The sequence below is a fragment of the Paratractidigestivibacter faecalis genome (assembly GCF_003416765.1).
Classification (GTDB): Bacteria; Actinomycetota; Coriobacteriia; order Coriobacteriales; family Atopobiaceae; genus Paratractidigestivibacter; species Paratractidigestivibacter faecalis.
In genome coordinates, this window is record NZ_QSNG01000001.1 from 74,999 (window position 1) to 101,315 (window position 26,317).

Annotated in this window: 20 protein-coding genes; 10 read left to right on the top strand and 10 right to left on the bottom strand. The window is 66.9% G+C overall.

The window, feature by feature from the left end:
• Window positions 1-22 precede the first annotated feature (22 nt).
• The 6 genes from leuB to DXV50_RS00350 all read left to right on the top strand — a co-directional run bounded on the left by leuB (window position 23) and on the right by DXV50_RS00350 (window position 7,815).
• Window positions 23-1,132, top strand: coding sequence for a 3-isopropylmalate dehydrogenase (gene leuB / locus DXV50_RS00325; RefSeq protein WP_117205924.1), 1,110 nt, complete (start codon window positions 23-25; stop codon window positions 1,130-1,132).
• 187 nt (window positions 1,133-1,319) lie between these two features.
• A complete protein-coding gene (locus tag DXV50_RS00330) occupies window positions 1,320-3,599 on the top strand; it encodes a pyruvate formate lyase family protein (RefSeq protein ID WP_117204258.1) in 2,280 nt (759 codons plus the stop codon).
• Between the two features lie 9 nt (window positions 3,600-3,608).
• Window positions 3,609-4,505 (top strand): glycyl-radical enzyme activating protein, encoded by an 897-nt coding sequence (locus DXV50_RS00335; protein WP_117204259.1) that lies wholly within the window; start codon window positions 3,609-3,611, stop codon window positions 4,503-4,505.
• 58 nt (window positions 4,506-4,563) lie between these two features.
• Complete coding sequence (locus DXV50_RS00340; RefSeq protein WP_117204260.1) at window positions 4,564-5,253, top strand: GntR family transcriptional regulator; 690 nt, start codon at window positions 4,564-4,566, stop codon at window positions 5,251-5,253.
• 181 nt (window positions 5,254-5,434) lie between these two features.
• Window positions 5,435-6,853 carry a PTS fructose transporter subunit IIC gene (locus DXV50_RS00345; RefSeq protein WP_117205925.1) on the top strand — a complete coding sequence of 473 codons (1,419 nt, stop codon included), beginning with the start codon at window positions 5,435-5,437 and terminating at the stop codon, window positions 6,851-6,853.
• 167 nt (window positions 6,854-7,020) lie between these two features.
• Complete coding sequence (locus DXV50_RS00350; RefSeq protein ID WP_117204261.1) at window positions 7,021-7,815, top strand: Cof-type HAD-IIB family hydrolase; 795 nt, start codon at window positions 7,021-7,023, stop codon at window positions 7,813-7,815.
• A 4-nt stretch (window positions 7,816-7,819) separates the two neighbouring features.
• Here DXV50_RS00350 and DXV50_RS00355 read toward each other — a convergent pair whose 3' ends face one another.
• Both DXV50_RS00355 and mgtA read right to left on the bottom strand, forming a co-directional pair.
• Complete coding sequence (locus DXV50_RS00355; protein ID WP_117204262.1) at window positions 7,820-7,975, bottom strand: peptide-methionine (S)-S-oxide reductase; 156 nt, start codon at window positions 7,973-7,975, stop codon at window positions 7,820-7,822.
• 406 nt (window positions 7,976-8,381) lie between these two features.
• Window positions 8,382-11,153, bottom strand: coding sequence for a magnesium-translocating P-type ATPase (gene mgtA / locus DXV50_RS00360; protein WP_117204263.1), 2,772 nt, complete (start codon window positions 11,151-11,153; stop codon window positions 8,382-8,384).
• A gap of 352 nt (window positions 11,154-11,505) precedes the next feature.
• Between mgtA and DXV50_RS00365 the strand changes: the two genes are divergently transcribed.
• The gene (locus DXV50_RS00365) at window positions 11,506-12,789 is read left to right on the top strand and encodes a transglutaminase-like domain-containing protein (protein WP_198666362.1); all 1,284 of its coding nucleotides are present in this window, start codon (window positions 11,506-11,508) and stop codon (window positions 12,787-12,789) included.
• Between the two features lie 13 nt (window positions 12,790-12,802).
• Here DXV50_RS00365 and nrdG read toward each other — a convergent pair whose 3' ends face one another.
• The 5 genes from nrdG to nrdD form a co-directional block, all read right to left on the bottom strand.
• Entirely contained in the window at window positions 12,803-13,390 is a 588-nt protein-coding gene (nrdG, locus tag DXV50_RS00370; RefSeq protein WP_117204264.1) for an anaerobic ribonucleoside-triphosphate reductase activating protein, read from the bottom strand.
• A 294-nt stretch (window positions 13,391-13,684) separates the two neighbouring features.
• The gene (locus DXV50_RS00375) at window positions 13,685-14,407 is read right to left on the bottom strand and encodes a response regulator (protein ID WP_232817404.1); all 723 of its coding nucleotides are present in this window, start codon (window positions 14,405-14,407) and stop codon (window positions 13,685-13,687) included.
• The gene (locus tag DXV50_RS00380) at window positions 14,400-16,046 is read right to left on the bottom strand and encodes a sensor histidine kinase (protein ID WP_117204265.1); all 1,647 of its coding nucleotides are present in this window, start codon (window positions 16,044-16,046) and stop codon (window positions 14,400-14,402) included. Before DXV50_RS00380 ends, DXV50_RS00375 begins: the two co-directional genes overlap by 8 nt.
• A 9-nt stretch (window positions 16,047-16,055) precedes the next feature.
• Entirely contained in the window at window positions 16,056-16,235 is a 180-nt protein-coding gene (locus DXV50_RS00385) for a hypothetical protein (protein WP_117204266.1), read from the bottom strand.
• A 307-nt stretch (window positions 16,236-16,542) separates the two neighbouring features.
• Entirely contained in the window at window positions 16,543-18,765 is a 2,223-nt protein-coding gene (nrdD, locus tag DXV50_RS00390) for an anaerobic ribonucleoside-triphosphate reductase (RefSeq protein WP_117204267.1), read from the bottom strand.
• 433 nt (window positions 18,766-19,198) lie between these two features.
• Here nrdD and DXV50_RS00395 point away from each other — a divergent pair, with 433 nt between their 5' ends.
• The 3 genes from DXV50_RS00395 (at window position 19,199) to DXV50_RS00405 (ending at window position 21,651) form a co-directional block, all read left to right on the top strand.
• Window positions 19,199-20,359, top strand: a complete 1,161-nt coding sequence (locus tag DXV50_RS00395) for a pyridoxal phosphate-dependent aminotransferase (protein ID WP_117205928.1) — start codon at window positions 19,199-19,201, stop codon at window positions 20,357-20,359.
• A gap of 10 nt (window positions 20,360-20,369) precedes the next feature.
• Window positions 20,370-20,972, top strand: a complete 603-nt coding sequence (locus tag DXV50_RS00400; protein ID WP_117204268.1) for a nitroreductase family protein — start codon at window positions 20,370-20,372, stop codon at window positions 20,970-20,972.
• Window positions 20,973-21,042: 70 nt separating this feature from the next.
• The gene (locus tag DXV50_RS00405; RefSeq protein ID WP_117204269.1) at window positions 21,043-21,651 is read left to right on the top strand and encodes a flavin reductase family protein; all 609 of its coding nucleotides are present in this window, start codon (window positions 21,043-21,045) and stop codon (window positions 21,649-21,651) included.
• On the opposite strand, the gene recQ is transcribed toward DXV50_RS00405, so the two are convergent.
• The 3 genes from recQ to DXV50_RS00420 all read right to left on the bottom strand — a co-directional run bounded on the left by recQ (window position 21,648) and on the right by DXV50_RS00420 (window position 26,311).
• Window positions 21,648-23,567: a DNA helicase RecQ gene (recQ, locus tag DXV50_RS00410; protein WP_198666363.1), complete on the bottom strand. Its 1,920-nt coding sequence runs from the start codon at window positions 23,565-23,567 to the stop codon at window positions 21,648-21,650. The two genes, DXV50_RS00405 and recQ, sit on opposite strands and share 4 nt — an antisense overlap.
• A gap of 223 nt (window positions 23,568-23,790) precedes the next feature.
• On the bottom strand, window positions 23,791-24,537 hold the full coding sequence (locus DXV50_RS00415) for an energy-coupling factor transporter transmembrane component T family protein (protein ID WP_117204271.1): 747 nt from the start codon (window positions 24,535-24,537) through the stop codon (window positions 23,791-23,793).
• Window positions 24,530-26,311 (bottom strand): ABC transporter ATP-binding protein, encoded by a 1,782-nt coding sequence (locus DXV50_RS00420; protein WP_117204272.1) that lies wholly within the window; start codon window positions 26,309-26,311, stop codon window positions 24,530-24,532. The genes DXV50_RS00415 and DXV50_RS00420 overlap by 8 nt, the downstream gene beginning before the upstream one ends.
• Window positions 26,312-26,317 lie beyond the last annotated feature (6 nt).

Here is a 26,317-nt window from a genome sequence, read left to right on the forward strand (position 1 = left end):
GTCACTTGATTGGAGCTGCAACGTGAAGAAGAGCTACAAGGTCTGCTGCCTGCCGGGAGACGGCATCGGCCCGGAGATCATCGCCGAGGGCAAGAAGGTCCTGGCGGCCGTGGGCGCCAAGGCCGGCGTAGAGTTTGCCTGCGAGGACGCGCTCATCGGTGGCGCCGCCATCGACGCTGCGGGTGACCCGCTGCCCGATGCCACGCTGGAGGCGGCCAAGGCCTCCGACGCGGTGCTGCTGGCCTCCGTCGGCGGCCCCAAGTGGGACTCCACCGACCCCAACGCCCCCCGCCCTGAGCAGGGCCTGCTTCGCATCCGCAAGGGGCTGGGCCTCTACACCAACCTGCGCCCGGTGAAGATCTACGACGCCCTTGCCGGGGCCTCCACGCTGCGTCCGGAGGTCATCAAGGGCGTTGACCTGGTCATTGTCCGCGAGCTCACGGGCGGCCTCTACTTTGGCCGCCGCGAGCGCTTCTACGACGAGGAGGGCGCCGGCGCCAACGGCGGCCGCGGCCAGCGCGCCTACGACACCCTGGAGTACCGCGAGTACGAGGTGGAGCGCATCGCCCGCCAGGCCTTCGAGGCCGCCCGCAAGCGCCGCGGCAAGGTCACGAGCGTGGACAAGCGCAACGTGCTGGAGACCTCCCGCATGTGGCGCGAGGTCGTCCACCGCGTCCACGACGAGGAGTACCCGGACGTGGAGCTGGAGGACCTTCTCGTCGACAACACGGCCATGCAGCTCATCAACCGCCCCGCGGACTTTGACGTGGTGGTGACCGAGAACATGTTCGGCGACATCCTCTCCGACGAGGCCGCGCAGATCACGGGCTCCCTGGGCATGCTCGCCTCCGCGAGCCTGGGCGACGGCGTCTCGCTCTTCGAGCCCTCCGCCGGCTCCGCCCCCGACATCGCCGGCCAGGGCATTGCCAACCCGCTGGCGCAGATCCTCTCCGTGGGCATGATGCTCACGTACGCCTTTGGCATGGTCGAGGAGGCCGGCTGGATCGAGGCGGCCGTGGAGCGTGTCCTCAACGAGGGCTGGCGCACCCGCGACATCGCCGACGAGAACACTCCCGCCGACCACGTCCTCGGCACCTCCGCCATGGGCGACAAGGTCGTGGCCGCCCTGTAGCCCCTCAAATTGGGGACGTGTTCGTTTTTGCGCAAAATTGGGACAGGTTGGATGTCTCGCGGTGCCCCGCATGCCCTTCTCGGCGTGCGGGGCATCCCTTTGTGTGCGCATTCGGTCTAATTTACTTGTAAGTACAAATTAGTCATGCTATGTTTTCACCAACGAGGGAACTACCGAGGAGGCAGGCATGAAGAACGACAAGAGCGTCGCCGAGATTGTCGAGATCAACAAGAAGGCACCGTGCGAGAAGCCGGTTGCCCAGCAGATCGACATCATGGAGGCGTACACGCTCGCGCACCGCAAGTACTCCGGCGCGGGTACCGCCCGTCGCGAGCTCGAGTGCCTGAAGACCATCTACCCCGTGACGTTTCGCCACGTCGAGGACGGGGATCTCGTCGTTGGCAGGACCGACGTCCTCCCCGTGGGCTTTGGGTGCGTGACCTCCGTGGGCGGGGTGGGCCACTACTGCACCTTCTCTAAGCTCGCGGCCCTTCGCGGGGAGGTCGACAACCCCGCCGACCTCGACCGCATTGACGCCATCGAGGCGTATTGGGACAAGCACGACACCAGGTCGGTCTTCTACGAGGAGGTGCTGACCGAGGACACCTTTGGCAAGTTCGTCGACGGCAAGTACGGCGCCGTGGTGACCGCGCGCCTCTCGGGCACCATGCTTGACTACGAGTCCCTGGTCACGCTGGGCATCCCCGGCCTGTACAAGAAGGTGGAGCGCTGCCGCGCGCAGAATCCGGGCGCGGGGGAGTTCTACGACGTCATGCGTGGCTGCATCGACCTCTTCTGCGACGTGGTCCGCCATCACATAGGCCTGTGCGAGCAGGCCAAGGAGGGCAAGGCGGCGGAGCGCGTGACCCAGCTGGACCGCGTCCAGGACGCGCTGCGGGCCATCCTGGTCCGCAGGCCGCAGACGCTCGTCGAGGGCATAGAGGCCTGCTGGCTCTACACGCTCATCGCGGGCGTGGTCAACTACGGGCGCGCCGACGTCTACCTCGGTCAGCTCCTGGCGCATGACCTCGACGAGGGCGTCCTGACGCGGGATGAGGCCCTGGAGATCATCAAGTCCTGGTTCCTTCTCATCGACGCGCGGCACTCCAACGTCAATGGCCGCATCATCGTCGGAGGCCGCGGAAGGGCTCACGAGGCGGAGGCCGACCGCTTCATAGAGCTGGCCATCGAGGCGGTCAGGCAGAACCGGACCGTGGAGCCGCAGTTCACGCTACGCTGCTACAAGGGCATGAGCGAGAAGATCTACGCCCAGGCGCTCGACTGCATTGCGACGGGCTGCACGTACCCCATGCTGCTCAACGACGACGTGGTCGTGCCTCAGGTCATGAGCTCGCTGCACGTCGACGAGAGGAACGCGGAGGACTACGTCCCCTTTGGCTGCGGCGAGCTCGTCATCAACCACGCAAGCGTGGGAACTCCAAACGCCCTCATCAACGTGCTTAAGCTGCTCACCGTTGCGCTCAACGAGGGCGTGGACCCCTACGACGGCGTCAATCGCTCAAACGGCGTTGACCTGCGCCCCGTCGAGGAGCTTGGGACCTTTGAAGAGGTCTTTGACCAGTACGCGGCGCTTCTGAAGAAGTACTTTGCCGACTGCGCGCGCATCCACCGCCGCTCCTACGAGGCGATGGGCGAGCAGTGCGACTTCCTGCTCACGTCCCTTCTGACCAACGACTGCCTTGAGGTGGGCAGGCCCATCCTCAAGGGCGGCGTCCGCTTCCTTGGGGGCACCGACGAGACCTACGGCAACATCAACGCCTCGGACTCCCTGACCGCCATCAAGAGGCTGGTGTTCGACGAGGGCAGGTACTCGCTCAGACAGGTCGTCGACGCGGTCAACGCAAACTTCGAGGGGGCCGAGGAGCTCCGCAGGGCGCTTCTCGACGCGCCCAAGTACGGCAACGACGATGACGAGGCGGACGCGATGGCGGTGCGCCTCCACGAGTTCATCTGCAAGACAGTGAAGGCCACGGGCGAGGTCGCAGGCTTCTACAGCTATGGCACCGTGCTCATAAACAACCAGGTCAACACCGAGTGGGGTCGCAAGACCGCTGCCAGTCCGGACGGCCGCCTTGCTGGGACCTTCATGAACAATGGAAACAACCCCCAGTCCGGCGCCGACAAGAACGGCCCGACGGCAATGCTCAACTCCCTGGTGAAGCTCGACGTCAGCGACCATGCGGGCTCGGTCCAGAACATCAAGTTCTCAAAGGGCATGTTCAAGAGGAAGATGCCCGTCGTCCGCAGCCTGATCGACACCTACTTTGGCCGAGGGGGCTGCCAGATCATGGCCTCGGTCGTAGACCCCGGCGAGCTCGAGGACGCCATCGCCCACCCGGAGCTCCACCAGAACCTCCTCGTCCGCGTCGGTGGGTTCTCCGCGCGCTTTGTCGCTCTGGAGAAGGACGTCCAGCAGGAGGTCCTTGCCAGGACCCTCAACGAGTAGGAGCCGTCCATGCCCCTCGTCTTTGACATCCAGCGGTTCTGCGTGAATGACGGCCCGGGAATCAGGTCGACGGTCTACCTCAAGGGCTGCCCGCTGAGGTGCCCCTGGTGCCACAACCCGGAGTCCAACCTGGGCCGCCCGCAGCTTGCCTTTGAGCGGGAACACTGCACTGGTTGCGGCCGCTGCGCCGAGGCGTGTCCCCACGGGGTCCACGCCCTCTCGGACGGCAGGCATGTGGTCGACTACTCGCGCTGCGTTGCCTGCGGGCGGTGCGTGGCCGCCTGCCCAAACGGCGCCCTGCGCACCTACGGCCGCCAGATGACGGTCGACGAGATCCTCTCGGTGCTGGAGCGGGACGCGGACTACTACGCCAACTCCGGCGGCGGCGTCACGATCTCTGGCGGCGAGGCCATGAGCCGCTACGCGGAGACGCTCCAGATCGCGCAGGCGGTGAAGGCGCGCGGCTGGCACCTCTGCCTTGAGACGAGCGGGCTTGGGCCTGCGGAGCACTTTAAGGAGGTCTCCCGCTACGTGGACCTCTTCCTCCTGGACTACAAGGTGTCGGGGGAGGCCCGCTACCAGGAGGTCATTGGCATGCCAGAGAGCATGGTGCTGTCAAACCTCGATGCCTTGGGAAGGGCCGGGGCCACGGTTGTGCTGCGCTGTCCCATCATCCCCGGCTACTCCGACGACCCCGAGCACTTTGGGAGGATCGCGGAGCTGAGCCGCCTTCCCCAGGTCAGGCGCGTTGAGCTACTGCCATACCATGACTTTGGCGTGGGAAAGGCCAAGAGCATCGGCTCGGAGCAGTACCTTCGGGGAGTGAGCGTGCCCTCGGCGGAGGCGGTCGGGGCCTGGATAGAGACCATAGAGTCTCTGGGTGGAAGAAATATATCGGAGTCTTAGTCAGTCATAATGGGTGCATACAAACTTGTATGCACCCATTTATGTTGAGGCGGACGCAATGAGCAAGCACGAGGCAATCTACCACGACCTCAGGAAGAAGATCCTGAACGGCACCTACGCGTCGAGAAGCGCGCTCGAGAGCGAGGAGGTGCTGTGCAAGCGCTACGAGGTCAGCCGCCCGACGCTCAGAAAGGCGCTGGACGCCCTGAAGCAGGACGGTCTTGTCCACAGCCGCCAGGGGGCGGGCATCTTCGTCAACCCTCCGGAGTTCTTTGCCGAGAACAACCTCACCACGCTCTCCGAGCGCTTTGCCGGCCAGCGCGTGGGGGTCTCCAGCAAGGTCCTTCTCTGCGAGACGGTGCCTGCGGGCGCCTTTGCCGACGCGTTCCAGATTGCCGAGAAGGACCCGCTGATACACTACCGGCGCCTCAGGCTGGTGGGCGGCAAGCCCCACGCGCTCGAGAACACCTACATGCCCTCCTACCTCTTCCCGGACTTTACCGAGAAGGCCCTGCTCGGCTCGGTCATCCACTACATCGAGGAGGACTGCGGCTACTCGATCAGCCACGTCAACAAGAGGGTGAGGGCCGTCGCCGCGACGAAGGAGGTGGCGGGCCTGCTCGACGTCTCGCGGGGAAGGCCGCTCCTTGAGGTCGACCACTCCGTCTACCTGCTCCGCAGCGTGATGGTGCAGTTCACGGAGGAGATAACGCTCGACGACGGCGTCTCAATCACGTCGGTTCGATGAAGCAGGGCGCATGGGCATCCGCGGCCTCGGGGGACCTCCCCGGGGCCGCCCTTCTTTCTCGGAGAGAAAATAAACACGCTCTAATTAGTATTGACAAATAAGTATGTAGAACCGAGAATACAGCCATAGAAAGAGGCGGGGCCTCGCTTGGGCTCTGTCGGGGCAACCGATGGGAGAGAAGATGAGCAAGAAGGTAGTTGCCGTCACGTCCTGCATCACGGGAGTCGCGCATACCTACATGTGCGCCACGGCGCTGGAGAACGCCGCCGCGGAGCTCGGGTATGAGATCCACGTCGAGAAGCAGGGAGCCGCGGGTGTCGAGGACGCGCTCACAGCCGAGCAGATTGCCGAGGCGGACGCCGTCGTCTTCGCGACGGACAAGGCGGTCGACAACGAGGGCCGCTTCGCCGGCAAGGACGTCGTCAAGATCGCCTGCGACGAGGGAATCAAGAACGCAAGGGGAGCCATCGAGCACGCCATGGCAAAGAATGGCACGGTCCGCATCGGCGGTGAGGAGCCTGCCGCCACGGCCCCGTCAGCCCCGGGCAAGGCGGCATCCGGTGCGTCCGCCGTCTTCAGGCACGTCATGAGCGGCGTTTCTCACATGCTGCCCATCGTCGTTGCCGGCGGCATACTCACCGCGCTGCGCTACGCCTTTGGTTCCGTCGTCGGCGACGCGGGAATCACCTGGGCGTTTGAGACCGAGGGTTCTCTCGCCTTCTACATCAGCCAGATTGGTGCCACCTACGGTCTGGGCATGATGATCCCCGTCCTCGCGGCGTTCATCGCGGACTCCGTGGCGGACCGTCCCGGCTTTGTGCCCGGCCTCATTGGCGGCCTCATTGCCGTCGAGATCAAGAGCGGCTTCATTGGCGGCATCGTCGCGGGCCTGCTCGCCGGCTACCTGACCTACTACCTCAACAAGGGCATCAAGCTGCCGCCGGCGTTCAACGGCCTGAAACCCATCCTCATCCTTCCGCTGCTCTCGACTGCCATCGTCGGCCTGGTCATGTACTACATCGTGGGTGCGCCTGTGGCCATGCTGACCGCTGCCATTACGGACTTCCTGTCCGGCCTTTCCGGCGCGGGCAACATCGCGCTCGGCATTGTGTGCGGCCTTCTCTACTTTGACATGGGCGGCGCCGTCTCCAAGGTCCTCTACGCCTTTGCCATCGGCATGCTGGACGCCGGGGTCTACGGCCCCATGGCCGCGGTCATGCTCTGCGGAATGGTCCCTCCCATTGGCGTCTCCATTGCGACCTTTGCCAAGAAGAGCCTGTGGAGCCAGGAGGAGCGTGACTCGGGCAAGGCCGCGGTGCTGCTGGGCTGCTCCTACATCACCGAGGGCGCCATCCCGTTTGCCACCAGCTATCCGCTGCAGGTTATTCCGTCCTGCATGATCGGCGGCGCCGTCGCGGCGGTCATGTCTCTCATGATGGGGGTCGAGTGCACGGCTCCCCATGGCGGCCTGTTCCTGCTGCTGATTCCCAACGTCATCAACAACATCGGCGGGTTCCTGGTCTGCCTGCTCGTCGGCTCGCTGGTCTGCGCTGCCCTCATCGTCGCCCTGATGAGCGCCAAGCGCCGCAAGGACGCCTAGCCCCTCAAATTGGGGACGTGTTCGTTTTTGCGCAAAAACGGGACAGGTTGGTTGTCTCGCGGCGCCCCGCATGCCCTTCTCGGCGTGCGGGGCGCCCCTTTGTGTGGGGACGCGAGGCCTCTGACGCGCTATCCTTCTGCGGGTAGAACAAGCGAGGGGAGAAGTGCGTGATCAAGGCGGCATTCTTTGACATCGACGGTACGCTGCTCAGTCCGGCGACGGACCGGCTCATTCCGCAAAGCACCAAGGACGCGCTGGTCGAGCTGAGGCGGCGCGGCGTCAAGTGCATCCTCTGCACCGGCAGGCCCAAGGTCCAGCTGCCGTGGTGCATCACCGACGGCTTCCCGGGCTTTGAGGGCGGCTTTGACTCCTACATCACCATGACGGGCTCGCTCTGCTACGACGCGGACGGCGTCTACGCGGACACGCCCATCTCCCCCGAGGTCTCCGCCCGCTTCATCGACCTGGTGGACCGCGAGGGCTTTGACATCCTCATCCTCAACCGCGAGGGCTCCTTCGCCAGCGGCCATGGCCCGCGCATGTTGGAGCTCGAGGACATGGTGGCCTTCCACTACCCGGAGGCGGACATCCACGAGCTCGTGAGGAAGCCCGTCTACCAGTTCTGCGCCTTCGTGCCGCCCGAGCGCGACGAGGAGCTGCGCCAGGCCATGCCGGACTGCTTTGTCACCCGCTGGTGCGGCGCCTTCTGCGACATCGTGCCCTCCAACAGCAGCAAGCCGGCGGGCATCAGGGCCGCACTCGAGCACTACGGCCTTCGCCAGGAAGAGACCATCGCCTTCGGCGACGGCGGCAACGACGTCACCATGCTGCAATACGCCCACATCGGCGTGGCCATGGGCAACGGAAACCCCGAGGCCAAGCGCGCGGCGGACTACGTGACCGACGACGTGGACAAGGACGGCATCCCCAAGGCGCTCCGCCGCTTTGGGCTCATCGGCTAGCGGGCTACTCTGCCGGGCCGAACTCCGCCTGGTGCTCGGCCACAAAGCGGTCGGCGTCGCCCAGGTCGACGTGGCAGTAGCCACAGGGGAGCTTGTCCAGGTACGCCTGCATGCCCCAGAAGCAGCCGCCTGCCAGGTAGATCTCTCTTGTCTCGGCCATGGGGCCTCCTTCTCTGCTCCGTGGGGCGTAGCGGTTCTCCGCCCTTCATCCTGCCCGAACCCGGGCGAGAAGCGCCTGCCATCCGCGCAGGTTAACGCAGGCGATACGCGACGGTAGTCTCCGAGGCCGCCCCGCCGGGCCCCAAATCACGTTTTGGGTTCGAAGATTTGGGAGAGCGGGGCACGGCGAGAGAAGACCCAGACTTCTGACCTGCGAATATTAACAATGAAACCTTTAATCGGCTCCGAGCCTCACGGGGCCCGAACCCAAATCGGATATCGAATTGGGTTCGGGGTCAGGGGCAGTTGGAGTCGCAGGTCAGACACTCAAGCTTCTGACCTGCGGATTATTTCCACGCTATGAGTGTGGGGGCTCGGAGTGCGAACCCAAAACGTGTAGGAGGCCCCTAGAGCAGCTCCCCGTGACGACGGACATAGCGCCTGCGGGCAAAAAGCACGCTTGCGGCGTACCCTGCGACCATGCAGGCCAGCAGCGCAAAGTACCCCGCCGGCAGCGGGCAGAAGTCCAGCGCCGCGCCAATGGGCGAGAAGGGCAGTGCCGTCACGGCCGCCACGCCCACGGCTCCCAGCCCCAGCAGCGGCCCGCACGCGCGGCTCTGGACGAAGGGCACGCGCGTGGTGCGGATGAGGTGTACGACCAGCGTCTGCGTCCACATGCTCTCGATGAGCCAGCCGGCCTGGAAGGTACCCGCAAAGAGGGCCTGCTCCGCCGCATCGAGCGTCCCCCAGGCGCCCCCGGCCACGGCCGGGCACACCCAGAAGAACAGCGCGGCAAACGTGATGACGTCAAAGACCGAGCTCAGGGGGCCAAAGGTGGTCATGAAGCCACGGATGCCGAGCGTGTCCCAACGGCGCGGCGTGCGAGTCATCTCCTCGTCGACGTTGTCCCAGGGCACGGCGGTGCAGGTGAGGTCGTAGACGAGGTTGAGCAGGAGCAGCTGCACGGCCGTCATGGGAAGGAACGGCAGGAAGAGCGAGGCCACCAGCACGGAGAAGATGTTGCCGAAGTTTGAGCTCACGGTCATCTTCACGTACTTGATCATGTTGGCGTAGGTGCGGCGGCCGCACAGGATGCCGCGCTCGAGCACCATGAGGTCCTTCTCCAGCAGGATGATGTCGGCGGCCTCGCGGGCGACGTCGACGCCGGAGTCCACGGAGATGCCGCAGTCGCTCTCGCGCATGGCGGCGGCGTCGTTCACGCCGTCGCCCATGAAGCCCACGGCGTGGCCCAGGCCGCGCAGAATCCGCACGACACGGGCCTTCTGGGCGGGGGAGAGCTTGGCAAAGACGCTGGCCTCCTGCACCCGGGCGGCAAGCTCCTCGTCCCCGAGGCGCTCGACCTCCTCGCCGGTGAGCACGCCGTCCACGGGGATGCCGATGCTGCGGCAGACGTGCTCGGCCACGCGGGCGGAGTCGCCGGTCAGGACCTTGGTGGTCACGCCGTGCGCCGCGAGCGCCCGGATGGCCTCAGCCGAGCTGGCCTTGGGCGGGTCGAGAAACGCCAGGTAGCCGATGAGGGTCATCTCGCGCTCGTCCTCCACGGTTAGGGAGCCGGTGCCGGCCGGGTTGGCCTTGCGGGCCACGCCCAGCACGCGCATGCCCTCGTTGGCCAGGGCCTCTGCGCGCGAGGTCACGCGGCTGCGCTCCTCGTCCGTGAGCGGCCGGACGCACCCGTCGACCTCGACGTCCGTGCAGACGGCCAGGACCTCCTCGATGGCCCCCTTGCAGATCATGCGCGTCTGGCCGTCGGCGTCTCCCACCACTACGGAGAGGCGGCGGCGCTCGAAGTCAAACGGCAGCTCATCCACGGCGTGCCAGTGCTCGGCCAGCTCCTCTGCGCTGAGCCCGGGGGCGACGGGCGTCTCGTCGGTGCCCTCCGCAAGGGCGCGCTCGATGATGGCGCGGTCGATGAGGTTCTTCACGCCCGTGGAGAAGTAGCTGTTGAGGAAGGCGTAACGCAGCACGCGCGGATCGTCGTTTCCGTTGAGGTCAAGGTGGCGCTCCAGGACCACGCGGTCCTCGGTGAGGGTCCCGGTCTTGTCGGTGCACAGTACGTCGATTGCGCCCAGGTCCTGGATGGCGTCCAGGCGCTTGACGATGACGTGGTCCCGGCTGAGGTCGACGGAGCCCTTGCCCAGGCAGCAGGTCACCAGCATGGGCAGCATCTCGGGCGTGAGGCCCACGGCCACGGACAGCGAGAAGAGCAGCGCGGCAAGCCAGTCCCCCTTGGTGATGCCGCAGGTCACGAGCACGATGGGCAGCATGATGGCCATGAGGCGCATGAGCAGGCGGCTCGTGGAGCGAATGCCCTCGTCAAAGGCGGTCTGGCGCTTGCGGCCGGCAAGCGTGCCGGTTGCCTCGCCGAACATGGTGCGGGCGCCGGTGGCAACGATCACGCCGCGGGCGTTGCCCGAGATGACGGTGGAGCCCATGAAGGCCAGGTCGGCCAGGTCCGTGAGGGCGCAGGCACCGTCGCCGTCGGCGGTGGCGCCGCCCTGGGCGCCGGGGTTGGCCAGGGACGCGCGCTTCTCGACGGGCTCGGACTCCCCGGTGAGGGAGGACTGGCTCACAAAGAGGTCGCGTGCGGCAAAGATGCGCAGGTCAGCAGGGACGACGTCTCCGGACGAGAGGTAGACCACGTCGCCCACGACGACCTCGTCCAGGGGGATGGGGTTGCCGCCGTCGCCGTCTCGCTCCACGTTAGCGAGGGTCTCGATCATCTCGGCCAGGGACTCCGCGGCCACGGTGCTCTTCTCGTCCTGGACAAAGCGCAGCACGCCGGAGACCAGCACCATGACGCCGATGATGAGGGGCGTGGTGACGTCGCGGCTGCCGGCGTCGGCAAAGACCCAGTCGGTGAGCACGGAGACAAGGGCGATGAACACGAGGATGTAGGTGAAGGGGTCCGCGAAGGCGGCCAGCAGGCGCAGCGGGACCGGCCGCTTGGCTGCCTGTGCGGTGGCGTTGGCGCCCCAGAAGGCGCGGGCCTCGTCGACCTGCCCCGCGCGCAGGCCCTCCTCGCCGGAGTTGAGCTCACAGAAGAGCTCGGCGGGCGTGGTGGCAGCGGCGTGACGCAGCCACTCCTGCTGGCTGAGCTGGGCGTTTGTCTGCTTGTTGGCGTGCGTGGGCACACGAGGGGAGAGGGTACGCAGCGTCATGGCGCACCTCGCAATCCCGGGAACGAGAAAGGACCGCCCCGCACGTGGCGGAACGGCCCAGGAGACGCTTCATGCGCGACCGCGCGGCCGGCTTGCGGCTAGGCGCGGCGGACGCCCACCTTCCCGAGGGCGTGCGTCTTCTCCATGGACCTTGTGAGACTGAGACTGTGACTTTGGCCGTCAGGCATGACGCACCTCCTCGGAGTCCGGGGCGTGGCCCCGCAACTTGCAATCGCAGGAATGTTAGCAGAACTTCTCGGCTTGGGAAGTCAGGTCCTTGTAATGCTACAAATGGCTCAACGGCTAGGACGATGAGAAAAGGGACCGTCCCTTTTCTCACGGAGGAGGGGACATGGCACAGGACCAGGCGAGAAACGAGGACTTCAGGCTCCTGAGGAGCGGCCTTCCGGAGCGCACTGCCCGTGCGCGGGAAGCCCGGCTGCGGCGCGACTTCTGCCTCACGCGCGAGGACGTCATGGGGCTGGTGCGCGCCGAGTGGCCGGAGTTTGGCCCGGCCGAGCTCGACGCGCTTGTCGGGCGTGGGCGGCTTGACTGGCGCCTGGTTGACGGCGAGCAGCGCTTTCTGAGGAGCTGCGTAGACTCGCTGCGCCTGTATCCGGCCGAGGTGCCGGGCCTTGCGTGTCCGCCGGCGGACCGCACGGCCCAGCTGGCCGTCATCGAGGAGATGCGCCGCGAGGGCGCCGCCGAGAGGCGGATTCGCCTGCGTCACCTCATCCGCGCGGGCGCGGGCGTCGAGGTGACGGCGGGGTCTACGGTGCGCGCGTGGCTGCCGCTGCCGTCTGGCCCGCAGGTTGCCGACGTGCGCATCGTCGACGTCACTCCGGGCATGGTGGCTGCCCCCGAGGACGCGCCCCAGCGGACGGCCTTCTGGGAGACCGGGGGCGTTCGGGAGTTCTTCGTGGAGTACGAGTACCTCATCCGGGCGCCCTACGTCGACCTCTGGGTGCCAGAGCCCGCGCCCGCGGCTCTGGACGCGCGCTTCCGCCCGGCTCCCGCGCCGTGCGCGGCGGACCTGGCGGAAGAGGAGCCGCACCTGGCCTTCACGCCGTACCTGCGCCGGCTTGCGAGCCGCGTCTTTGACGGCATTCCAGAAAAGGACGCCCTGGCTCGCGCACGGGCGGCCTACGACTGGGTTACGCGCAACGTGGACTACCGCTTCCAGCCCGCCTACCTGCTGCTTGACAGCATCGCCGACGGCTGCGCCCACAGCCTACGCGCCGACTGCGGCGTCTTTGCCCTCACCTTCATCGCGCTCTGCCGCCTGGGAGGCGTGCCCGCCCGCTGGCAGAGCGGCCTCTACGTCACGCCGGAGCGCGTGGGCAGCCATGACTGGGCCATGTTCTACGTTGAGGGACTGGGCTGGCTCTGGGCCGACTGCTCCTTTGGCTCGGCCGCCCGCCGCGAGGGGGACGAGGCTCGTCGCCGCTTCTACTTTGGCAACCTGGGGCCCTGGCGCATGCCAGCCAACAGCGCGTTCTTCTCGCCGTTGACGCCTGCGGACGAGGCCCTGCGCAACGACCCGTTTGACAGCCAGCTGGGCGAGATGTGCGTCGATGGCCGCGGCCTCACCAGCTACGACTTTGAGGTCGAGCGCACCGCGCGGTTCCTGCCGTAAGGGCGGGGCGCGCCTACATGCTGTGCGTGGAGAAGACCGGGTCGTCCTGCCAGGTCACGATGCCGTCGGCAGACCCAAGCGTGGCGGGCACGTCAATGAGCCGCTGGTTGGTGGACCCGCGGAAGCGCAGGGTGATGTCGTGGTTCTCCTGCATGAAGGGACCGTCTACCAGGACGTCCAGGGTGTCCAGGATGCGGTCGGTGACCTCGCCGAGGTTCCAGGCGCCGCCGGGCGCAAGCTGCTCCCAGGTGTGGCCGGAGTACATCCAGATGGTCTTTCCGCCGTCCGTGCCCGCGGCGCCCGACTGGTCGCCGCGCGGGAAGGCCTCGCGCACGCGCTCCAGGAAGCCCACGAGGCCCTGCTGGTTCTCGGGCTCCATGGGCTCGCCGCCCAGGACGGAGAGGCCGGCCACGTAGGGCGTGCGCAGGGAGTCCATGATGGCGTCCTCGACCTCGCGCGTGAAGGGCTTGCCCGAGGAGAAGTCCCAGGCCACGTCGTTGAAGCAGCCCGGGCAGTGTAGGCGGCACCCAGAGACAAAGAGGGTGGTCCTCACGCCCACGCCGTTTGCGATGTCGCAGTACTTGATCTCCGCGTAGTTCAAGGTGCCCTCCCGAGCGCTAGACAACGGGCACCAGTATAGGCTTGCCGCCTGTCTTCCCTCGAAAAAAGCTCTGACTGCGGAACGCGCCGGGATTGGCCCTCTCCGTGGGTCGCGCAAAAACGCGCTCCACTGGATGACGTTTCTGCGCAAGCGTTCCGGACGCGCAGAATGGCCTTCCAGTGGAACGCGTTTCTCGGCAAAAGATAGGCGAGAAGGGCCATTGCGCACCTTTGCCTTCCAGTGGATGCGCTATCTGCGCGAATTCGACTTCGGACAAACGCGCTCGACCGTGCCCTAGACGCGCAGCATGCGGTAGCCCACGCCCACGTGCGTCTGGATGTAGCGGGGGTGGGCCGGGTCCTCCTCGATCTTCTTGCGGAGCGTTCCCATGATGACGCGCAGGGAGGCCAGGTCGCTCTTGCTGGTGGTGTCCCAGACCTCGCGCAGGATGAACTGGTGGGTGAGCACCTTGTCAACGTTTCTGGCCAGAAGGCAGAGCAGCTTGTACTCCATGGGGGTGAGGTGCAACTCGCGCCCGGCCAGAGACGCCGTTCCCGCCGCAAAGTCCACGTGGAGCTCCCCGTTGTCAAAGGCGGGCGCCGGGGCCGGGCCCTCGGCCGCCTGGTGGGAGAGGCGGCGCAGCGTGGTCCTGATGCGCGCGAGGAGCTCGCCCACAGAGAAGGGCTTGGTCAGGTAGTCGTCGGCACCGGCGTCCAGCGCGCGGATCTTGTCGGCGTCCTCCGTGCGGGCGGAGACCACGATGATGGGCATCTGCGACCAGCTGCGGATGGATTTCACCACCTCGACGCCGTCTATGTCGGGAAGGCCCAGGTCAAGCAGGACGATGTCGGGCGCCTGCGAGGTCGCCGCGGCAATGGCGGCCCGTCCGGTGGCCGCGCAGACGTGGCGGTAGCCGTGTGCCTCAAGGGTGGTGGCAATGAGGTTGCGCACGCCGGCGTCGTCCTCGACGACGAGCAGCGTGGGGCGAGAGGCGCTCTCCGTGGCAATGCTATCCAACGGTTTCTCCCTCCGGGATGCGGTAGGCGGGAAGGTCGAGATCAAAGCGGCAGCCGTGCGGCTCCACGGCGCTGACGCCTATGGCGCCGCCATGGGCCGCCATGATGGAGCTGCACAGCGAGAGACCCAGGCCGACGCTCCTGTGGCCATCTGCCAGGCCGTGGTTGACGGTGTAGAAGGACTCGAAGATGCGCGCGCGGTCGGCCTTCGGGATGCCGGGGCCGTCGTCGGTCACGCTGCAGCGCACGCGCGCCCCCTCAACCCACGTGCGGATGGCAATGCGGGAGCCGGCGGGCGTGTGCGCGACGGCGTTGTTCACCAGGTTGACGATGACCTGCACCATGAGGCGGGCGTCCACGCTGACCAGGGTCGCGTCGGGGCTGGGTTCCACCACGAGGGAGTGCTCCGAGACGGCGGGGTCCACGTGGCGCAGGGCCTCCTCGATGATGTCGTCCATGAGCTCGACGGTGGCGTTGAGACTCATGCCGCCGTTCTCCAGCTTGGTGATGGCCAGCAGGTTCTCCACCGTGGAGGTGAGCCAGGTGGCGTCCGAGCGGATGTCCGCGGCAAGCTTTGCGCGCTGCTCCTCCGTGAGAACGGCCGCGTCGGAGAGAAGCACGTCCGCGTTGCCGGCGATGGCGGTGAGCGGCGTGCGCAGGTCGTGGGAGATCGAACGCAGGAGGTTGGCCCTGAGCTGCTCGTTCTTGGCCGTGACGGCCGCGTGCTCGCGCTGCTCGAGGGCGGAGCTGCGCGCGAGGGCAAGCGACGCCTCGCCGGCGATGGACGCGGCTATGTTGGCCTCGTCGTGGCCGAGGGCCGCCTCGTCGACGTCGATGGCCAGCACTCCTGCCACCACGGGCTCCGAAGGGGCGCCGCCCTGGGAGGCTCCTGCGTCTGCGGGCTCGGCCGCCTTGTCGTAGACGGTGAGGTAGATGCCGCGGGAGAGCCCCGGCACGGCCTCGCGGCCCAGGGGCGTCCCCACGTAGGCGCTGCCGTCCAGCAGCGGGGGCAGCGCCGGGGCAAACTCCTGCGCCAGGCCCTTCTCGCCAGAGGGCAGGTAGGCGCTCGTCGCGGCCACGCTGCCGTCTTCCTGGGCCTGGTACCAGACGCAGGCGTGATGCGTCATGCGGGCCAGTTGGGCGCCCGCAGTGTTGACGATGGCCCCGCGGTCCGCGCAGCCCTGCAGCAGGCGGTTGGTCTCGAGCATGACGGAGCTCCTGCGCTGGGCCTCGTGGGAGCGGTGCACCTCTCGTCGCAGGGCCATGGCCGCGTAGCTGGAGATGAGCGCCGTGACGAACATGATGGCAAAGGTGCCGGGGTAGGCCGCGCCTACTGCCGTGAGGGAGTGGCGCGGCGAGGTGAAGAAGTAGTTGTAGAGCGCGACGCCCAGGGCGGAGCCCAGCAGGCAGTGGAGGCGCCTGATGGTGACCAGCGCCGTGACCTGCACGGCCACCACATAGACGATGACCACGCACGTGCCCAGGCCCAGGGCGTCAAAGCCCAGGCCCACCAGGGTGGCGACAAAGAGGGCGCAGCAGACAAAGGCCAGGTCGCTGAGGTCGCGGCCGGGGGTCGGGGTGTCCGACCAGGCAAAGGGTCCGTCGGCGCGGATGGCGTTGTGACCGTCGCGTGCGCCCATCTGTTTCCTTTAGGCAAACGCCCCCACGAGGGCGCCCCAGACGCAGGCCGCCAGGACGGCCACGCCCAGGATGATGAATACGAGGTCGAACCTCTCTGTTATACGCCTGCTGGCAAAGAACTGGTCCTCGCCCTGCTCAAACTGACGCTCTTCGGCCAGCTTGCTCGCGGCCTCCCTGCTGATTCTCATGATGTGCCCCCTCCCGACGGCTGCGTTGCCGCCTCTGCCTTTCGACGCTTGTATTAAACGGCGACAGGCATAAAGGGGAACAAAGGATGTATCCGACCGCATAAAGAGGGCGCAAAGACGGCGCAAAAACCGCCGCCAGGCACAAAGAAGGCGAGAAGGGCCCGGGGCCGCGGGTCCTTCTCGCCTTGCGAAACGCCGCTACTAGAGCTGCTGCTCGCCGGGCAGGCGCGTCAGAGAGTAGCCCGCAAAAAGGCGCCCGCCGAAGTGACGGGCGCCTTTTTGCGGGCCTACTGGATGTCTGGCGCGCCTACAGGTGCAGCACGCGGTCGCGAATCTCCTCGGTGCGGCCCTGGTTCCAGAACTGGGTGCCAATATAGCCGCAGGTGCGACGGGCGACGTTCATCTTGGCCTGGTCGCGGTTGCCGCAGTGCGGGCACTCCCAGACGAGCTTGCCGTCGTCCTCCACGATCTTGATCTCTCCGTCGTAGCCGCACACCTGGCAGTAGTCGCTCTTGGTGTTGAGCTCGGCGTACATGATGTTGTCGTAGATGTAGTGCATGACGGCCAGGACGGCCTCGAGGTTGTCCTGCATGTTGGGCACCTCGATGTAGGAGATGGCGCCGCCGGGGGAGAGGCGCTGGAACTCGCTCTCAAACTTGAGCTTGGTGAAGGCGTCGATCTTCTCGCGGACGTTGACGTGGTAGCTGTTGGTGATGTAGCCGTGGTCCGTGATGCCGGGCACGTTGCCAAAGCGCTTCTGGAGGCACTTGGCGAACTTGTACGTGGTGGACTCCAGCGGCGTGCCGTAGAGGGAGTAGTCGATGTCCTCGGCGGCCTTCCACTCGGCGCACTTGTCGTTCATCTTCTGCATGACGGCCAGGGCAAACGGCGTGGCCTCGCGGTCGGTGTGGCTGTGGCCGGTCATGGCCTTGACGCACTCGTAGAGGCCGGCATAGCCCAGGCTGATGGTGGAGTAGCCGCCGTAGAGGAGCTTGTCGATCTTCTCGCCCTTGTTAAGGCGCGCGAGGGCGCCGTACTGCCACAGGATGGGCGCGGCGTCGGAGAGGGTACCGCAGAGGCGGTCGTGGCGGGCGCGCAGGGCCGTGTGGCACAGCTCGAGGCGCTCGTCGAAGATCTGCCAGAAGCGGTCCATGTCGTGGTCGGCGGAGAGGGCCACGTCAGGCAGGTTGATGGTGACGACGCCCTGGTTGAAGCGGCCGTAGTACTTGGGCTTGCCGGGCTCGTAGTTCTTGGCGCGCGCCACGTTGCCGTAGCCGTTGCCGGAGCGGTCCGGGGTGAGGAAGGAGCGGCAGCCCATGCAGGTGTAGCAGTCGCCGTTGCCCTCGGTCTCGCCGGCGGAGAGCTTGTACTCGCGCATCTTCTTCTCGGAGATGTAGTCGGGCACCATGCGCTTGGCCGTGCACTTGGCGGCGAGCTTGGTGAGGTAGTAGTAGGGGCTGTCGGGCTCGATGTTGTCGTCCTCGAGCACGTAGATGAGCTTGGGGAAGGCCGGGGTGATCCAGACGCCCTCCTCGTTCTTCACGCCCTGGTAGCGCTGGCGCAGCATCTCCTCGATGCACAGGGCGAGGTCCTTCTTCTCCTGCTCGTTGCGGGCCTCGTTGAGGTACATGAAGACGGTGATGAAGGGGGCCTGGCCGTTGGTGGTCATGAGGGTGACCACCTGGTACTGGATGGTCTGGACGCCGCGGGAGACCTCCTCGCGCAGGCGCTTCTCGACGATCTGGTTGATCTTCTCCTCGCCGGGGTGGGCGTCGATGGCCTCCATCTCGGCGTAGACCTGGCGGCGGATCTTCTTGCGGGAGACGTCCACGAAGGGCGCGAGGTGCGTGAGGGAGATGGACTGGCCGCCGTACTGGCAGCTAGCCACCTGGGCGATGATCTGCGTGGCGATGTTGCAGGCGGTGGAGAAGCTGTGCGGGCGCTCGATGAGCGTGCCGGAGATGACGGTGCCGTTCTGCAGCATGTCGTCGAGGTTGATGAGGTCGCAGTTGTGCATGTGCTGCGCGAAGTAGTCCGCGTCGTGGAAGTGGATGATGCCCTCCTCGTGGGCGCGCACCACCTCTGCCGGCAGCAGCTCGCGCATGGCGAGGTCCTTGGAGACCTCGCCGGCCATGTAGTCGCGCTGGACGGAGACCACCGTGGGGTTCTTGTTGGAGTTCTCCTGCTTGACCTCCTCGTTGTTGCACTCGATGAGCGAGAGGATCTTGTCGTCAGTGGTGTTCTTCTGGCGCTTCCGGGCCTGGACGTAGCGATAAATAATGTAATGGCGGGCCACGGCAAAGTGGTCGAGGGCCATCAGCTGGTCCTCGACGAGGTCCTGGACCTCCTCGACGGTCACGGTGTGGCCGGCGGCCTCGCAGGAGTCCACGACGTTTGCGGTGGCAAACTTGATGCCGCGCTCGGTGAGGCGCTCCTCCTCGGGGACCTCTCCGCAGGCGGCGCGGATGGCGTTCTCGATCTTGGTCGCGTCAAAGGTGACCTCAGAGCCATTGCGCTTGATGATCTTCATCGCTGCTCACGCCCTTCTCAAAAAAGCAGCGCGTCAGCAGGCGCGCCGCAGATAGTTCCACTCGTTGTGTCTATCTCAACTATGCCACAACCTGTAGTGCTTGGCTTGTGTTTTCTGCCCCAGATATTGTTAAAACGGGGCTTGACTTGCTTGCTTGCCCGTGGATGGCCGGCGTAGCCGCAGGTAGCAAAATCGGCTGGCTTCAAATCTTTTTCCAAGCCGCGAGGGGGCGGGTAGAACGTCTTTTGGAGGCCGCGTGTAAGCCCCAGTTGGCACGTCCGCGCCAGGCGAGAAGGGCCTCCCGCCCCGACCGCTCGCCACCGCGGACGCCGCGGGCGGCTTCTTGCGGGCCGATCCGTCTGCCACGAGGACTAAAGTAGAGAGGTTATCTGTGCGCGACGGGCGCCGGCCCGCCTGGCTGATTGGAGTGCCCATGGAGTTCTCTAAGCGTCTTGACCTGCTGGGAGACGAGGTCTTTGCCGCGCTTAACGTGCGCCGCCGCGAGCTCGAGGCCGAGGGCCGCACGGTCTACGACCTCTCGGTGGGGACGCCTGACTTCAAGCCCTCGCAGCACGTCATAGACGCGCTGGTCAAGAGCGCCCAGGACCCGGCCAACTGGAAGTACTCCCTGCACGACAAGGACGAGCTGCTGGACGCCGTGGGCGCCTACTACAAGGACCGCTATGGCGTGGATGGCGTCACGCGCGACATGATCATGAGCTGCCGCGGCACCCAGGAGGGCATGCTGCCCCTGTGCGCCGCGCTTATCGACGAGGGCGACACCGTCCTGGTGCCCGACCCCTGCTACCCGGTCTTCCGCAACGCCACCACCCTTGCCGGCGGCACGTGCGCGTTCTACCCGCTCACGGCCGAGCACGACTTCCTGCCCTACGTGGCGGGCATCGACCCCGAGGTGGCGGACCGCGCCAAGTACATGATCGTCTCGCTGCCCGCAAATCCGGTGGGCTCTGTGGGCACGTCCGAGGTCTACCAGCAGATCATCGAGTTCGCGCGCGAGCACGACATCGTGGTCATTCACGACAACGCCTACTCCGACATCATCTACGACGGCCCCGCCGGCGGGAGCTTCCTGGCGTACCCGGGCGCCCGCGAGGTCGGCGTGGAGTTCCTGAGCCTCTCCAAGTCCTTCAACGTGACGGGCTGCCGCCTCTCCTTCCTGGTGGGCCGCGCCGACATCGTGGCCGCGGCTCGCAAGCTGCGCAGCCAGGTGGACTTTGGCATGTTCTACCCGGAGCAGGACGCGGCCATCGCCGCCCTCACCGGCCCGCGCGAGCAGGTGGAGCAGCAGCGCATGTGGTACCAGGAGCGCCGCGACGCCCTGTGCGACGGCCTCGAGGAGATTGGCTGGGAGCGCCCCAACGCGCACGGCTCCATGTTCGTCTGGGCGCGCCTGCCGCACGGCCGCCAGGACTCCATGGCCTTTGCGGCCGAGCTCATGGAGCGTGCGGGCGTCATCGTGACGCCGGGCGCGAGCTTTGGCCCGGCCGGCGAGGGCTTCTGCCGCATGGCGCTCACCATGCCGCCGGAGAAGATCCGCGAGGCCGTCGCCGCCATAGCCGCCGCCGGCATGTAGGGGAGGGGCCATGGACGCCGCCGAGTTCCAGCAGCTAGCCGCAGGGTCCCGCACGTATCGCCGCTATGGCGCCCGCCCGCTGCGCCGCGATGAGCTCCTGGGGCTCGTCGAGGCCGCGCGCCTGGCACCCACGGGCAACAACTCCCAGCAGCTGCGCTTTCGCGTGGTGCCTGGCATGGAGGACCCGGCGGGCTGCCAGCTGGTCTTCTCGCATCTGCACTGGGCCGCGTCGCTGCCCGACTGGGACGGCCCCGAGGCAGACGAGCGTCCCGGCGGCTACGTGGTGGTCTGCCTGCCGCACAAGGTTGCCAAGAGCCCCGTGCGCCTCATTGACGTGGGCATTGCCGCCCAGACGCTGGCGCTTGCCGCGGCGGCCCGGGGCCTGGGCACCTGTATGCACAAGAGCTACGACGCCTGCCTGGGCGTGGAGCTCGGCCTGGAGGTGCTCGGCCTCGACGTGGCGCTCGTCCTGTCCGTGGGCGAGCGCGGCGAGAAGGTCGTGCTGGAGCGCGCGGGCGTGGGCGCTGCCCAGGGCCATGGCCTGACCTACTGGCGCGACCCCGACCGCTCCCACCACGTGCCCAAGCTCTCCCTCGAGGGGCTTCTCGTCTAGGATGAGAAAAGGGGGCGGTCCCTTTTTCTCATTTTTGCGAGAAGCGCGCTGGAAGAACGGGAGAGAAGAGATGGCAAAGCAGGTCTGGCGCGGCGGGAACATGCTGTATCCGCTGCCGGCGGTGATGGTGAGCTGCGCGGACGCGTCGGGCGCCTCTGACATCGTCACGGTTGCCTGGACGGGAACCATCTGCACCAACCCGCCCATGCTCTACGTCTCCATCAGGCCCGAGCGAGCCAGCTACCGGCTCATCCACGAGTCGGGCGAGTTTGTGGTCAACCTCACCACGCGCCGCCTGCAGCGTGCGTGCGACTGGTGCGGTGTGCGCTCCGGCCGCGACTACGACAAGTGGGCCGAGTGCGGCCTCACCCCGGCGCCCGCGGCCAAGCTCGAGCTCGCGCCCGTCATTGCGGAGAGCCCCGTCAACATCGAGTGCAAGGTCACCGAGGTCAAGGAGCTGGGAAGCCACCACATGTTCCTTGCCAGCGTGGAGGCCGTGCAGGTGGACGAGTCCCTGGTGGACGCGCGGGGGCGCCTTGACCTGGCCCGCGCCGGCCTGACCGCCTACAGCCACGGCGAGTACTTCGAGCTCGGGCAGCGCCTGGGCACCTTTGGCTACAGCGTGCGGAAGAAGCCTGCAGCCAAGAAGCCCGCCTCCGGCAAGAGGCCTCGCCGCTAGGGGTTGAGCCTGGCCAGGAAGAGGTCGCCGTAGGCCTGGGCCTTCTTTGCGCCCACGCCGGAGACGCCCAGGAACTCCTCAAGGTTGCGGGGCCGCTTGGCGCACATGTCCACCAGCGTGGCGTTGCTGAAGATGATGTAGGGCGGCACTTGCTGCTCCGTCGCCAGCTGGGTCCTGAGCTCGCAAAGCTCCTGGTAGAGCGCCTGGGATTCCTCGTCCAGCTGCGAGAGGTCCGCCGTGGGGCGCCTCTTTCCGCCAGTTGCGGCTGCCTCCTGGCGCCTGTGGGCCTTGCCCTTGGCCACCTTCACCATGAGGGGCCCGCCGTCAAGGGAGCGCGCCCGCATGAACGCCCGTCCCGCCTCCGTCAGCACGACAGTAGGGTAGTCTCCCGTCGTGCGCGCAAGAAGGCCCAGGTAGACCAGCTCGTCAATGAGAGAGCGCAGCTGCGTCACGGGTGTCTTCTCCATGATGCCGTACGTGCTCAGGGTGTCGTAGCCGCGAGAGGTCACCTTCTCTGCACGGGACCCGCGAAGCACGTCGACGATGGTGGAGGCGCCCACAAATCTTCCACGCTGGGCAAGGCGGGCCACGCACGAGACCACCTTGAGGGCGTCCGTGGTGGCGTCAACCTCCTCGAACTCCGCCAGGCAGTTGCCGCAGTTGCCGCAATACGCGGGCGCCTCCTCGCCAAAGTAGCGCAGGATGAAGGCCCGCAGACAGTCCGTCGTGGTGGAATAGAAGGTCATCTGCTCCAGGCGCCGGGAGTCGTGCTCCCTGATCTGCTCCAGCTGCTCCGGCGAGAGGTCGTCTCTGTCCTCGCCCGTCTTGGAGAGAAGGAACTCCTGCGTGTGGACGTCACCGGGGGAGTAGAGCAGCAGGCACTCGGCCGGGGTTCCGTCCCTGCCGGCGCGTCCCGCCTCCTGGTAGTAGTTCTCCAGGCAGCTGGGCATGTTGTAGTGCACCACATAGCTGACGTTTGACTTGTCTATGCCCATGCCAAACGCGTTGGTTGCGACCATGATGCTCGCGCGGTCATAGAGGAAGTCGTCCTGGTTGCGCTGGCGCTCCTCTGCGGCAAGACCGGCGTGGTAGCGCGTGGCGGGAAGCCCGGCGTCACGCAGCAGGTCGCAGGTCTCCTCGACGGCCCTGCGGCTTGCGCAGTAGACAATGCCCGAGCGCCCGGGCCGCTGCCGCACGAAGGAAAGCAGCGCCCGGTCCTTCTGGGCACGCCCCTGCGCGTGCTCCACGGCAAAGCTCAGGTTGGGCCGGTCGAAGCTCGCCACCACCGTGAAGGGGTCGGCGAGGCCCAGCGAGCCTGTGATGTCTTCGCGGACGGCCCTGGTTGCCGTGGCGGTGAGGGCCATGACGGCAGGACGCGCGGGCAGGCCGTCTATGAAGCCGAGGATGCGCTGGTAGGAGGGCCTGAAGTCGTTGCCCCACTGGGAGATGCAGTGTGCCTCGTCCACGGCCAGCAGGGCCACCCCGCGGCTGCCCGCCACCTCCAGGAAGCGCGGGTCGTCCAGGCGCTCGGGCGCCACGTAGAGGAGGGTCACGGCGCCGGACGCCACGCCGTGCAGGACGTCCGCCTGCTCGGAGGGGCCGAGCGTGGAGTTGAGGCAGCTCGCGGCAACGCCGTACTGGCGCAGGCTTCCCACCTGGTCCTTCATGAGCGAGATGAGCGGGCTCACCACAACCGTGAGGCCTCCTCCGCGCTGGGCCAGGACAAGTGCCGGCACCTGGTAGCAGACGGACTTTCCGGCCGAGGTTGGCATGACGGCAAGGACGTCGCGCCCGGCAAGGGCCGCCTGGACGATCTCCTCCTGGTGGGGGCGGAAGCTCTCGTAGCCAAACGTCTGGCGCAGGACGTCAAGCGCCTGCCGCCCCGTGCCCTTCTCTGCTTGGTTGTTGCCTGACAATGCGCACGTCTCCCCTCGCTTGGCCCGAGCTCTCATTGTGAGACAGGAGCGCGGGGCCTGCCCGCAGAAATTGCCCGCCGATTATTCGGTAGGCAAGTAATTGAAGCAATAGAAAAGCCGCAGGTCGCCCATGGGCGGCACAAAAAGGGCCGGGCGTTGCCTACCAAATAATAGGTAGGCAACGCCCGGCCCCGGCAGCCCCGCCTGGCGAGAAGCCCGTCCGCTAGAACAGCACTCCCAAAACGATGAGGGCGACGCTTGCCGCAAGGACGGCGTAGTCGGCCGCGCCCATGGGGTAGCGCTTGTAGCTGCTCTCGCGCGTGCGCAGGTAGAAGCCGCGCTGCTCGGCGGCAAGGGCGGTGGCGTCGGTCTTGCCCACCGAGCTCACCAGCAGCGGCACGCACAGCGGCAGCATGAGCTGAATCTTCTTGAGGGGGTTCTTGGTGTCGTACTCCACGCCGCGGGCGGTCTGCGCCTCCATGATGGCGTTCATCTCCTGGCTGAAGACGGGCACGAAGCGCAGGGCCGTGGTGAAGGTGAAGGCGTAGCGGTAGGGCACGTGCAGCACCTCCACCACGGCGTTTGCCAGGTCGTTGAGCTTGGTGACGGTCAGCATGAGGATGAGCGGCAGGGCCACGCCAAGAAGGCGCAGCGCGGCCTTGGTGCCCGTGACCAGGCCGTTCGTGGTGACCCACAGAGCCACCGGGTCGCCGGTGCGGATGAAGGCCGTCTGTAGCACCAGCATGATGAGCGAGAGCGGCACCATGAGCTTTGACAGCGAGACCAGGCCACCTGCCGCACGGGCGTAGGCGCCCAGGGCAAACGTCAGCGCCAGGAGGGCGATGAGCAGGGGGTAGGTGTCTCCCAGGAAGGTGGCCAGGATGATGCCTGCGGCCAGCGTCAGCTTGGTGACCGGGTTCAGCCGGTGCAGAAGGGACGTGCCGGGAATGTAGTCGATGACGCTAGTCACGGTTGACCATCTCCTCCGTGAGGTCGACGATGCCGGAGACCTGGCTCACGCCGGCGAACTCGGGCGAGACGTCCCGCGCGAGCTCGGCAGCCAGGGCAACCACCTGCGGCGGCTCAACGTAGGCCGCGCGCATGAGCTCCTCGTTGGCAAAGACCTCCTCGGCCACGCCGCGGGCCAGGATGCGCCCGTTGGCCATGACCACCAGGCGCTCGGCAAAGTCCGAGACCACCTCCATGTCGTGGCAGACCATGATAACGGCGCAGCCGCGCTCAGCCATCTCGCGCACGGTCTCCATGACGGTCATGCACTCGCGGTAGTCAAGGCCGCTGGTGGGTTCGTCGAGCAGCACCACCTCGGGGTCCAGCACCACCACGGAGGCCAGGGCCACCATCTGCCTCTGGCCGCGAGACAGCGAGAAGGGCGACTCGTCCAGCGGCAGGCCAAAGCGCTCGGCCGCGGCGGCGGCTCGGCGACGGGCCTCCTGGTCGCCCACGCCGTGGAGCGTGAGGCCGAAGGCCACCTCCTCGAGCACCGTGTCCTTGCAGATCTGGCGGTCCGGGTTCTGGAAGAGCATGGCGCAGCGCGCAGCAATGGCGCTGGTGGGGACGTCGTGGGTGTCCATGCCGGCAATGCGCACGGAGCCGGAGGACGGGCGCAGCAGGCCGTTCAGCAGCTTGGTGAGCGTGGTCTTGCCGGCGCCGTTCTGGCCGACGATGCCCACGAGCTCGCCGGGGTAGACGCGCATCTCGAGGTCGTTGACGGACGCGCCGCCGCTGGGGTACGAGAAGTTGACGCCCGAGAGCTCCACCACGGGCTCGGCGCCCTCGGCGTGCGGCCGGGCGGCGGGCACGTGGCGCGAGCCCGCGCGGGCCGCGGCCGCCACGTCCTTCTCGCCGGGGGTGGGAACGTGACCGGCGACGAGGTCCGCCACCAGCTCCTTTGCCTCGGCGACGTTCAAGCAGGGGGCAGTGCCCGGCGCAATGACGCCGCGCTGGGCCAGGCTGTTTGCCATGCGGGCCACGCGGGGGCTGTCCACGCCCATGGATTGCAGCTCGGAGGCGTGGCTGAAGACCTCGTGCGGCTCCCCGTCAAAGGCGAGGGCGCCCTCGTTCATGACAAGCACGCGGTCGCAGTACTTGCTGAGAAGGGCCACCTTCTGCTCGATGACCACGATGGTGATGCCGGCGAGCTCGTTGACCTTGCGCAGGGTCTCGAAGACCAGCGTGGAGCTGGCCGGGTCCAGGGCCGCCGTGGGCTCGTCGAGCACCAGGACGCGCGGAGCCAGCGCCAGGATGGCCGCGATGGCCACCTTCTGCTTCTGGCCGCCGGAGAGCGTGGCGATCTCGCGCTCACGCAGGTCGGAGATGCCGACGGTGGCCAGCGTCTGGCTGATGCGCTCCTCGATCTGGTCGTGCGGGACGCCAAAGTTCTCGAGCCCGAAGAGCATCTCGTCCTCGACGACGGAGGCCACCATCTGGGCGTCGATGTCCTGCAGGACGCTGCCCACGATGCGCGAGATGTCCGTCAGGGTGACCTCGCAGGTGTCCTTGCCGTCGATGAGCGTGGCGCCATAGAGCTGGCCGGTGAAGTGGTGGGGGATGGCACCGCTCATGACGGCGGCAAGCGTGGACTTGCCGGCGCCCGACGGGCCGATGACGCCCACGAAGTCGCCCTCGGAAATGGAGAGCGAGACGTGGTCAAGAGCCGCCCGGGCGCCCTCGCCGTACGAGAACGAGACGCCCCTGAGCTCGATGATTGGGTTGGTCTGGGTCATGGGAGC

Excerpts from the sequence above, each read along its gene's own strand:
- DXV50_RS00400 (WP_117204268.1), top strand. The coding sequence starts at position 20,370 with ATGGACGCCGCCGAGTTCCAGCAGCTAGCCGCAGGGTCCCGCACGTAT.
- DXV50_RS00380 (WP_117204265.1), bottom strand. The coding sequence starts at position 16,046 with ATGGGCGCACGCGACGGTCACAACGCCATCCGCGCCGACGGACCCTTT.
- DXV50_RS00355 (WP_117204262.1), bottom strand. The coding sequence starts at position 7,975 with ATGGCCGAGACAAGAGAGATCTACCTGGCAGGCGGCTGCTTCTGGGGC.
- nrdD (WP_117204267.1), bottom strand. The coding sequence starts at position 18,765 with ATGAAGATCATCAAGCGCAATGGCTCTGAGGTCACCTTTGACGCGACC.
- DXV50_RS00405 (WP_117204269.1), top strand. The coding sequence starts at position 21,043 with ATGGCAAAGCAGGTCTGGCGCGGCGGGAACATGCTGTATCCGCTGCCG.
- DXV50_RS00365 (WP_198666362.1), top strand. The coding sequence starts at position 11,506 with ATGGCACAGGACCAGGCGAGAAACGAGGACTTCAGGCTCCTGAGGAGC.
- DXV50_RS00345 (WP_117205925.1), top strand. The coding sequence starts at position 5,435 with ATGAGCAAGAAGGTAGTTGCCGTCACGTCCTGCATCACGGGAGTCGCG.
- DXV50_RS00340 (WP_117204260.1), top strand. The coding sequence starts at position 4,564 with ATGAGCAAGCACGAGGCAATCTACCACGACCTCAGGAAGAAGATCCTG.
- DXV50_RS00395 (WP_117205928.1), top strand. The coding sequence starts at position 19,199 with ATGGAGTTCTCTAAGCGTCTTGACCTGCTGGGAGACGAGGTCTTTGCC.
- DXV50_RS00335 (WP_117204259.1), top strand. The coding sequence starts at position 3,609 with ATGCCCCTCGTCTTTGACATCCAGCGGTTCTGCGTGAATGACGGCCCG.
- DXV50_RS00420 (WP_117204272.1), bottom strand. The coding sequence starts at position 26,311 with ATGACCCAGACCAACCCAATCATCGAGCTCAGGGGCGTCTCGTTCTCG.
- DXV50_RS00385 (WP_117204266.1), bottom strand. The coding sequence starts at position 16,235 with ATGAGAATCAGCAGGGAGGCCGCGAGCAAGCTGGCCGAAGAGCGTCAG.
- mgtA (WP_117204263.1), bottom strand. The coding sequence starts at position 11,153 with ATGACGCTGCGTACCCTCTCCCCTCGTGTGCCCACGCACGCCAACAAG.
- DXV50_RS00330 (WP_117204258.1), top strand. The coding sequence starts at position 1,320 with ATGAAGAACGACAAGAGCGTCGCCGAGATTGTCGAGATCAACAAGAAG.